Source organism: Longimicrobium sp., assembly GCF_036387355.1.
Lineage (GTDB): Bacteria > Gemmatimonadota > Gemmatimonadetes > Longimicrobiales > Longimicrobiaceae > Longimicrobium.
The window spans coordinates 1-9,884 of the sequence record NZ_DASVTX010000375.1 but is presented as its reverse complement, the minus strand read 5'-3'; the positions used below and the strand labels follow the sequence as shown (position 1 = coordinate 9,884).

Here is a 9,884-nt window from a genome sequence, read left to right as displayed (position 1 = left end):
CGTCACCAGCACCCCCACGACCGTGTACCTGAAGGACGCGGGCACCCAGAACCAGGGATGGGCGGTGCTGCAGTGGAAGACGGACTCGGCGCACTGATCGCCCCGCGTGCCTGATCCACGGATCGGATGGATGAACGAATGGGCCGCCCGCGGGGGCGGCCCATTCGTTTTTTTCGGGCGAGGGGTTTGGGTATGCTCCGGGGGGAACTGCAGGGAATAGGGAATAGGGAATAGGGAATAGGGAATAGGGAATAGGAAGAAACGGACGGGTGATGATCTTCCTCCTCCGTTCCTTCTTCCTCTGTGTCTCCGTGTCTCTGTTAGAGGCCCAATCTGTTGCGGTTTCTCCCGCCCGTTTGCCACACTGACAGCGACGGCCGGCTCCCCCGCCCTTCGCCGCGCCGCAGGTACAGCTTCGCGGACAATAACCGGCTCCGAACGCGCCGCGGCAATCGCGCGGAGCATGGCCACGGCGCCGGCGGCCTCATCTGCCCGGCCGCCGGATCCTCCGTCCGCGCCAAAGGTGCACCAGGGCCAGCAGGGCGGCCAGCCCCAGCAGCGCCACGCCCGCCACCCCGACAAAGAACGGGATCATCCCCGCCATCTCGTCGTAGCGGCGGCGCCCCGCGTCGGATTCCATCCCCCAGTAGCTGTAGCCCATGAGCGCCACGCCCAGCGCCGCCACAACCCAAACGCTCCGCTTCACAGTCAAGCCGCCGGTTCAGGGTGGATGAAGTCCCGGTGGGGCACCAGGATCATGCGCGATCCAGCCCGGTGCAACCATTGCGATCGTCTTCCGCGCGGTCCGGCGGAGGGACGGCGAGCAACAAGCCGCGCGGCAGGGGGCGCCGCGCCGGGTCACGGACCTGCCCGCGCCGCCCGGATGCGGGATGGGGAGTGCTCGTCCTTTTTCGCACGATCCCGCTGCTCGCGTCCGTCGCGGGCTTCTTTGTGCATGGATGCAGAGGACAGCCGGAACCCCGTCACCGACCGTGCTGGACCGGACCGGGGATGCCGGATGGTTTTCCGCCGGCCGCACCGGAGATGGGTCCGGCGCTCGCTCTCACCGCGGATCAACAAGGATGGATTTGTGACGCAGCCCGTTGTCGCCGTCGCCGGAGCCTCGGGCGACCTGGGAGCGCGCATCGTTCGGGCGCTGGCGGCCCGCGGCGCGCAGGTGCGGGCGCTCGTGCGCCCCGCCGCGGCGGAAGCGGAGGTGGCCCGCATGGCCGCGCTGGGCGCCACCCCCGTCCGCGCCGACCCGGCGAACCAGGTGGCGCTCGCCGACGCCGTGACGGGCGCCGCATGCGTAGTGTCGGCGCTCAACGGCCTGCGCGACGTCATCGTGGAGCGGCAGGGCGTGCTGCTGAATGCGGCGGTGCGGGCCGGGGTGCCGCGCTTCATCCCCTCGGACTTCGCGGCCGATTTCACCCGCACGCGCCCCGGCGAGAACCGCAACTTCGACCTCCGCCGCGAGTTCATGGCGCGCGCCGACCGCGCGCCCATCCGGGTGACCTCCATCCTGAACGGCGCCTTCATGGACATGCTGGGCCGCGAGATGCCGGTCATTCAGCCGGGGATCCGCCGGGTGCTGTACTGGGGCAGCGCAGAGCAGCCACTGGACTTCACCGCAAAGGACGACGTCGCCGCGTACACCGCCGCCGCCGCCCTGGACGACGACGCGCCCCGCATCCTCCGCATCGCCGGCCAGAGCCTGAGCGCGCGGGAGCTCGCCGCCGTGATGACGGAGTTCAGCGGCGAGCGGTACCGGACGCTCTGGGTGGGCAGCATCGGCTCGCTGGGCGCCATGATCCGCCTGGCCAGGCTGTTCGCGCCCGGGGATGACGAGGTGTTTCCGCCATGGCAGGGAATGCAGTACTCCCGCGACATGTTCAGCGGGCGCGGCAAGCTCCACCCGCTCGACAACGGCCGCTACCCCGGCCTCCGCTGGACCACCGTCCGCGACCTGTTCACCGCCCGCCGCGAGCAGGAGGGCTGATTCCGTCGCCTCAGAGAATCGGCAGCGGCTGGGCTGCGAAGTCCATCAGAGGCGCAGAGGAGAACGCCGTTTCTGCTCGCCTCTGGTGCCCCGGTCAGAGCCGGCCGTTCTGCGCCGGATCGGCGAGCCACTGGTTCACTTCGATCAGGTTCCCCGAGTTGTCCCTGATCCAGAAATTCCGGACGCCGGCGGGTTGCACCGTGGTCACGTCGTGCACGAACTCCACGCCCTTTGCCCGCAGTTCGTCCGAGGCCGCGTCGATGTCGTCTACCAGCAGGCCGATGTGCTTGGCCCCCCGGGTGCGGAGCGCGCCGAACGCGTCCTGACCCACGTCGGGCGATGGCACCGATCCCGCTTGCGCGATCAGTTCAATGCGGACCCCACTCGGGCTCACGACATGGGCGATCTGCACGCCTGCCTCGGGAAAGCCGAAGCGCCGCTCGAGCGCAAACCCAATCGTACTCTCATACCACGCCGCGGACGTGTCGACATCGTCCACGACAAGCGCGAAATGGTGGATCGTGCGGATGTCCATCTTTGATATCTCTGGCGAGAAAGGTCTGTTGGCCGGCATTGTTGGGCGTCGCGCCCGGCAGCCTCCCGCCCCTGCGAGATCGCCCGCGCAACGCGGGAAGCGCGGCGGACGCCGGAGCTGGCGCGCATCCACCGGTCGCCCGCGAGAGCAGGGCCCATGCGCGACCGGCGGAACGAACGCACAGACCGCCGGTCACCCGCTTGGTCAGGATCAGCCGGTCAGCGCGCGTCGGCGCGGGCCTGCGACTGGCGGACGGTGGCGAGCGCCCGCCCGGCGCACGCGTGATCGCCGGACGCGGTGCAGGCGTGGGCCAGGGCCTGCAGCACCGGAGTGCGGCCCGGGGTGCGGGCGAGGGCCAGTTCCAGCTGCCGGCGCGCCTCGGCGGGGCGTCCGTCCGCCAGCAGCAGTTCGCCCGCGGCCTCGCGGGGCGGCTTGATGGTCACGGGCGGGCCGAACGCCATGGGGAGCGACTCCTCCAGCCGCGCCGCGCTGTCCAGCGCCGCCAACGCGGTCGCGCGGTCGCCCGCGGCGTGGGTGAGCAGGGCGCGGAGCGTGCCCTCCATGACGCGCGCGTTGCCGCGTGACGTTTCTCCGTAACCGCCGCGCGCCGCGGCAGGGGTGGCGTTGCGCGCCGCCATGACCGCGAGCCGGGCCCGCGCCTGGTCCGTGTCGCCGCGCCGCAGCGCCGCGTACCCCGCCGCGAAGTCGCTCACCGAGGCGTCGAACCCCATCCCCGCCGTGTCGAACGGAAGCTGCAGGTACGGCGCGTTCCACTGCTCGCCGTCCACCACGTAGGCCGCCGCGGCCGCCGCCACGCTCGAGCGCGGCTCCCCGCCCCGCCGGACGCGGGTGAACAGGGTGTCCATCCACGCGGCCGCCTCGCGCCGTCGCCCCTGCTGCAGGAGCGAGTAGACGCGCCAGTGCGTTCCGTGGGAGATCGGCTGCCCCGGAATGCGCAGTGCGGCGCGGTACGCCTGCTCGTTGGCGTGCTCCACCTCGCTCCACATCCCCATCGCTACGAAGATGTGCGACGTCATGTGCTGCGCGTGGGCGGCGTCGGGCGCTACGCGCGAGTAGGCGCGCGCAGCGGGAAGGCCGCGCGGTGCGTGGCGCGGGTCGTCGACCGCGTGAATCAGGTAGTGCAGCGCGCCGGGATGCTCCGGCAGGCCGCGCAGCACCGCGTCGCTCAGGTCGGCGGCGCGCGCGTAGGCCGCCTCGTCGCGGTCGCCCTGCCGGATGCCGAGCAGGGCCAGCGCCAGAAAGGCGGTCGCCTCCGGATCGTCCGGGTGCGCGGCGGCCAGGCGCTCCATGGCGCGCAGGTGGGCGGTGTCGCGCGCGGCCTTGCTCCCCTCCTCCGCAAAGAGCGCCTCCACCGTCTCCAGGTACAGCCGCTCGCGCGGGGTGCGGGCGCGCGCCAGGCGCTCCTCGCGCGTGGGTGCGTAGGCGCGCAGGGCGGCGCGGGCGCTGTCGGCGAACTGGGTGTTCCACACGGGCCAGTTGAAGCTCATGGCCTCGCCCCAACGGCTCATGGCGTCGCCCGGGTCCAGGCGAACGGCCTCGCGAAACGCCGCCCGCGCCTGGGGATAGTGAAAGTTGTGCAGGTACAGCACCCCGCGCGTGAAGGCCGCGTTGGCCTCCGGCGCGGCGGACGTGGGAAAGCGGATGTGCCCGTACGCGGCGGACGGGGCGCCCGCGGCGTGGTCGTGATGCTGCGCCTGCAGCGGCGCGGCGGCAAGGAGCGCCGCCAGGGATGCGGAAAGGAGTCGCACGGTACGCCTCCGGGACAAGGGTGGCGCCACATGATGCACAGTTGCCCTCGGGCGAGGCAACATCTTCAGGCCCGCACCGCCCTCATGAAGGCAATCCGCACATGACGGCGGTCCACTCGCCGATCCGGTACACCTGTCCAAATGCGGCGCGGGGCAGCGGTGAGGTTCAACCGTACTCCGTACTGCTTCCAGCGCACCGTCCGGTCTTTCCATAAAGTCTGCCTCGCACTCCCATCGAGTGTAACTGTGTTCAGATCATGCGAGGCGGTAGCGAAGAACGTGGTGTGCTGCAGGCCGTAACGCGTCCTCGATGCGGGACGCGCAGGTCACGAGCGCGCGGCGCCCCCGCCGGATCGCGCGATCCGGCGGGGGCGTTTTGGTCGGCTGCGGCGTTCCTGTCGGAAGCGCGGCCGGCACCCCGGGCGTTCAGCAGCCGTAACAGGCCGTGTTGTTCGCCGTTCCGCAATCGTAGCCGCAGGTGACGTTGGGATCGCAGGTTTCGCGGCCGTCGCAGGTGGGCGCGAGCCGGGTGTGGATGGGGTTGCTGGCCGCGTCCACGGTGCCGCGCCCGGCGAGCGTGTGGGCGGTGTCGAACGATGAAACGTGGAGGTTCTCGATGGTGAGCTTGAGCTTGCGCATGGGGCTGCTCCGGAGAGGGGTGGGCGGCCCAGACGGTCGACCCGCCGGGCCGGCGGCGGCATCCCCCGCTCAAGCGAACAGGTGGATTGCCGGTTCCCGTCGCAATACGCGCGACACCATCCATTTGCAAACCTGCGCTCCACACCATTGGTGGCCGGAGGTCGGGGTTCCTGCCGGCGCGCGCGAGGTGCCAGTGCCGCCGGCCGGGGTGATGATGGTGTCCCTGTACCTGCTTTCAGGGTTGGCGCCGGTTGGCGGACGACGAGAGGGCTCCGGAGGCAGTTGCCTCGCGGAGCCCTCTTCGTGTGTCGCGGACCTGAAGCCGCCGCACCGCGGTACGGGACCGGTGTAGGGACTCATCCTACCGTGCACTTTTGTCTAGGCGGTTCCTGAGTATATGGTGTGACGAATCACCGACCGTGCACTGTTTCGAATCACTCTATCGTGCACTTTCCTCAGAGCTCCTGGCACGCGCCGCGCCGGTCGTGCAAAACTGTGGGGTCCCAACCACCTGATCCATTTGCCTCGCCCGCCTGTGTGTTCCTTTCCAGATGTGTGGTGCAACTCGCTTCCGCACAATCTCTCCAACCCTGCCCTTCCGCTCCCATGTGGTCTGTCCCTTGCCCACCGATGGCAATAAGGCGGCTCAGCGCGCTTTCGCTCGGTGTCTTGGCGCCGCGCGCTTCTTTGGCAGGCAGCATCGCGGCTCGCACGCACGCCCTTATTCGGGGGTTCTTCCGCTTTAGGTGCGCCGGAGCCGCCCAGCGGTGTGCCTGCTGATCCTGCTCGGGATGGAAGCAGATGGGCCGGGAACCTGGGCGCGCTCTCTGGCATCACGACTCACAGAACGTATGCTCGACGACGATTTCCTAAGCAGTGCCGCTGGGGTAATTAGCAGGCACCACTGGCGGCAGCGCCACCGCCTGATAATGAGCTTCGAGGGTGAGCCCGTCGCGAAAGGACGCCTCCGTCCAGACGAGCAAATCGCGTTTCAGCAGGAGGTAGCCCGCCAGATGAAGGCGAGCAGCCGGTTAGCGTTCCGGGGTCCGCTCGCGCTTGACGTCGCCTTTACCACGCAAGGTCAAAACCCGGCCATCCTGACTAACCTGGCCAAGAATCTGCTGGACTTGCTGGGAGGTCCCGTAGCGGGATTCGGTGGGCGCCAGCGCAGTCTCCTGTACAATGATGACTCCATGGTACATGCCCTGTCGGTACGCGCCCGGCACGAAGGGCCACCACTAGCACCCGAACAACTCAGTGAGGCTGACCGCGCGTTCCGAGAGTTAGTTCCAGCTGTGCCGAGTACCCGCGTTGTAGCCACCCGTCTAGCGCACTACGTGGAAAATCTACAGGCAGGTGCAGCAGCAATTCGGGAAACCGCCAGGTCCGTGGACGAGACGTCCGAATCCCAAGATGCGGTTGGCGAGTACCGCGAGATGCTGGGTGAGGACGCGCGGAGCGAGCTCGACGACCCTTTGGCGCGGCTCGACCTCGATCTTGCTGCGCAACGGGCGCAGCAGGGTGTCCTCAAGCACTCCAGCACGTCGTTGAGCGCGCTTTCGGTCCTGTTTGGCGCTTCCGGAGTGATGGGTTTCCCAGCTTCGATGCTTGCCCCGAGAGACCTCGACTGGCTGCGACGTTCCCCCACTCGCATGTGGCTGGACGAGTTGCCGACTGAGGCGGGGTCGCGCAAGGAGTTCAGGGCTCATGTACAGGAGACGGTCAGAACCTTCTGGAGCAAATGGCGGTGGTTGTTCGGCGAGCGACTCCGGGTGCCGGTCGCGCTCGAAGTGATCGTGAAGCCGCCACGTAACGCGAGTCAAGCCGCTCTCCACGATCTGGACAACGTCGTGCGGACCTACATGGTCGGCCCGATCGTGGCTGAGATGCAGCCCCCTATTGACCACGTTTTCGGTGTTTACCCGCGGCTGTTGAAGGCTGGGCCCGAATGGGCCTCAACTATGCCCCACGCACAAGCGCTTAGGATTCCGAAGTCGGTGCGCATCGGACTTACTCGGTACGAAGCTTGGCGAATTCCTCGCCAGCCGGGGGATGTCTCACCTGGTTTCGTCAGTGTGGGGCTGGCGCCTGACCCAGCAGGCAGTGCCTCCTCACAGCTGCGCGCAGATGTAGCTGTGAACGATTGGGCGAACATTCTACGGGAGCAGAGGAAAGACCGTCGTGGTCATTGATAATCGGATGGGCACAGACCTCGCCCGAGACGATGAAAAGAGGGTTCCGGAGGCAGTTGCCTCGCGGAACCCTCTCTGTGAGTAGACCGATGCGTCGGACACCGCCCTGGCACGTCGGGACTTCTCCCGCCTTTGGACTGCGGGAGTAGGGACTCATCGTAACTCTCAGTACCCTGCTCGCATGCCGTCGGTTTCCAGCAGTACGAATCACCTATCATTCACCGATCCGAACCACCGAATCGTTCAAGTTCCTCCCTTTGTTAGCGATCATCACTAGACAGTCACCGGAACGCGCCTCAGCGCGCACAGTTCCGGGACGGGTCTACAGTCCCGGTGTTGATCTCTAGTGTTCCGGCACAGACCAGATGATTTGCGCTTCCGGTCCCGCTCGCCCATGTTTGCAGCCCTCAGTATGAGAACGTTGATCTGCTCTCGTGCGAGAGAATGTTCCAACCCTGCATGTGTACAGCTCTTAGCGTCGAACGAGGATTAGAATGGCCCTAGGTCTCTACGAAATCACGGGTGATCTGGTGCCCCTCTCGGCGGACGAGCGCGGGGTGTCAGAGACGTACCAGACCCCTGCCGGCGTGTACCTGAAGCTGGCCTCGCCCAAGGAACCATCCGCGGTGGCCAACGAGTACATTGGCGCTGAGTTGGCGAAGCACATCCGCCTTCCTATCCCCCCGCATTTTTGCGGGTACATCCGGCGGACAAGCCGCAAAGCGTTCTGCTCTCTGGACGCCACGGTTGGCGGGGCAAAGCTACCCGCGATCAATCCTGTACTGGCGTGCACCGAGGAGCCGGATCTCTGCACGGGCGTCCTGATCTTTGATATTTGGATCGCAAACGTTGACCGGCACCTGCGCAATATCAGCTACCAGCGCGAGCGCATGCCGCATAAACTCACCATAATTGACCATTCCCGGGCGCTTTTCTATTACCAGAACTTCAATTCGCGATTCAAAGGGGACTTGGGTATCATTCGGCCAGAGGACAAGAATCCGCATGCGCTCCTTTACTCCCTCAGCAGTCCCGACTATTTTCATAAGTGGATCACGCGTGTAAAAAACGTGAGTAGTGAGTATATCAAAGAGATCGTCAATGACGCCGCGGAATTGGGATTACCGGCGACTGCCCGCGTCTACGGCTATGACTTTCTTCTGCGTCGGAGAGACAGCATAGAAACATTGATCCGGTCGAATCAGGCCGCATTCCGAGGCATCCGCGACTGGGGGCTGCTATGGTGAACTTCAGATACGCTGTTGCGCGCTACATGCCGGATCTTTTCCGCCAAGAGCCGCGCAACATTGGTGTATTTGTTGTTAGCGATAGTCACATCGCATTTCGTCTCGTCGGACAGAAGCGTGACGACGGTGAACTCGACCTGCGGAAAGTCAGGTCGGTACAGCGCGACGGCTCGGTGTACAGTGAATGGTTTGCTCACTGGACAGAACTTGTAGAGCGATTGAACCGCTCTCATTACTTCCCGAGCGTTTTTGCGGACCGGGCGATTTCCGCCCTGGTCGCTGCATCAGGGAATATGTTCACGATCCGGGATGGAGGGCTCTATGTGCCGCAGGCTGACGCCCTCACCGTGGAAGATGTTGCAGATATTTTGTTCCAGAAGGTGGTTTCGGCTGAGATGATCGGGCACGGGTTGACCGATGATGACGATGAACCCGAAGCGCAACCCGGTACGCTTTACGGATCCGTACTCGCCACCTTCCGAGAGTACAAACTACTCACCCGAAAGGCTGAGCCAACGACGCCCCTGATTCGCGTCCGCGCGCCTGTGCTCAGCACGCTCGGGGCTCCTCACCGCCCGAAGTTCTCCCAGTTAAACTCAAAATTGGTGGTGATGCAGGACGTGGACTTCCGGCGCGGGAGCGAGGAATCGGTCCGGGATCACGCGCTCTCTACTGCGTATATGTTCGCCGACATCCAGAGTGCGAACGGCGCGGCCCAGCCGGTCGAAGTGATTGCGATTGTGTCATTCGCCGAAGACCGGAACTTTGACGCACAGAACGCGGGCAAGGTGGCTCTCAGCCGCGTTCCAGGCGCGCGTATGGTTGACTGGACGGACTCCTTTGATCGTGAGCGGTTCGTCCGCGAGAGGCTCGCTGTTGCGGCGTCTCACAATTAGCCCGCTACCCCATTGGTCGCGGATCAGGCGTCGCCGACAGCACTTGACGGCCATAGGCCCGCAGAAACGGAGCAAGTGTCGGGAATACCGCTTTGTTCAACCGCTGGAATACCAGTCGCTGTTTGCGCAGGCCGGTGTTGGCTAATGCTGGTGCCAACGTCCAATCACCGCCGGTGAGGTCTGCCCAGAGCCACGCAGCCGCATATCGACTCCTCGCTCCCCGTTGACCGGGCGGGACCCGTGCTGCTTTGCACATGTCCCTCCAGTCCGCCCCAGGAATGTCTGCGAATTCCGCGAACACTGCGCGGCGGTGCGCGTAATCTGTCGTGGGCTGTTTTGCGAGCCGTGCCGCTGCCGCGTGCAGATCTCGGGCGAACAACTCGTACGCTCCGCAGTTCTTCAGCACCACGATCGCTCGATTGGCCATGCCTGTCGCCGCGCTCACGGGCAAGCCGAGACTTGCAGCTGTCTCAGCCCACGTTCCCGGCGCGCAAAGTTTCACCAGCGCCAATGAGCAGAATCGCCTCGCGTGTCTGGATCCGATTCCGGGAAAGTGCCGAGCGAAGTACTGCTCGAAGTCCTCCTCAGGGAACAACTGTGGGACATG

The 9,884-nt window shown here is 65.8% G+C and carries 9 protein-coding genes; 4 read left to right on the top strand and 5 right to left on the bottom strand.

From position 1 onward, the window contains the following. Positions 1-484 precede the first annotated feature (484 nt). Positions 485-706, bottom strand: a complete 222-nt coding sequence (locus tag VF665_RS16375) for a hypothetical protein (protein WP_331054518.1) — start codon at positions 704-706, stop codon at positions 485-487. Between the two features lie 384 nt (positions 707-1,090). Between VF665_RS16375 and VF665_RS16370 the strand changes: the two genes are divergently transcribed. Further along, positions 1,091-1,999, top strand: a complete 909-nt coding sequence (locus VF665_RS16370; protein WP_331054517.1) for an NmrA family NAD(P)-binding protein — start codon at positions 1,091-1,093, stop codon at positions 1,997-1,999. Between the two features lie 94 nt (positions 2,000-2,093). Here VF665_RS16370 and VF665_RS16365 read toward each other — a convergent pair whose 3' ends face one another. The 3 genes from VF665_RS16365 to VF665_RS16355 form a co-directional block, all read right to left on the bottom strand. Continuing rightward, positions 2,094-2,534, bottom strand: coding sequence for a VOC family protein (locus VF665_RS16365; protein WP_331054516.1), 441 nt, complete (start codon positions 2,532-2,534; stop codon positions 2,094-2,096). A gap of 218 nt (positions 2,535-2,752) precedes the next feature. Then, complete coding sequence (locus VF665_RS16360) at positions 2,753-4,303, bottom strand: hypothetical protein (protein ID WP_331054515.1); 1,551 nt, start codon at positions 4,301-4,303, stop codon at positions 2,753-2,755. Between the two features lie 426 nt (positions 4,304-4,729). Further along, complete coding sequence (locus tag VF665_RS16355; protein ID WP_331054514.1) at positions 4,730-4,942, bottom strand: hypothetical protein; 213 nt, start codon at positions 4,940-4,942, stop codon at positions 4,730-4,732. Between the two features lie 851 nt (positions 4,943-5,793). Here VF665_RS16355 and VF665_RS16350 point away from each other — a divergent pair. The 3 genes from VF665_RS16350 to VF665_RS16340 all read left to right on the top strand — a co-directional run bounded on the left by VF665_RS16350 (position 5,794) and on the right by VF665_RS16340 (position 9,277). Next, positions 5,794-7,134 carry a hypothetical protein gene (locus tag VF665_RS16350; RefSeq protein WP_331054513.1) on the top strand — a complete coding sequence of 447 codons (1,341 nt, stop codon included), beginning with the start codon at positions 5,794-5,796 and terminating at the stop codon, positions 7,132-7,134. A gap of 587 nt (positions 7,135-7,721) precedes the next feature. After that, positions 7,722-8,381: a HipA family kinase gene (locus VF665_RS16345; RefSeq protein WP_331054512.1), complete on the top strand. Its 660-nt coding sequence runs from the start codon at positions 7,722-7,724 to the stop codon at positions 8,379-8,381. Next, on the top strand, positions 8,375-9,277 hold the full coding sequence (locus VF665_RS16340; protein WP_331054511.1) for a hypothetical protein: 903 nt from the start codon (positions 8,375-8,377) through the stop codon (positions 9,275-9,277). The genes VF665_RS16345 and VF665_RS16340 overlap by 7 nt, the downstream gene beginning before the upstream one ends. 4 nt (positions 9,278-9,281) lie before the next feature. Here VF665_RS16340 and VF665_RS16335 read toward each other — a convergent pair. After that, positions 9,282-9,884: hypothetical protein (locus VF665_RS16335; protein ID WP_331054510.1), on the bottom strand; the 603-nt coding region annotated here is incomplete at its 5' end.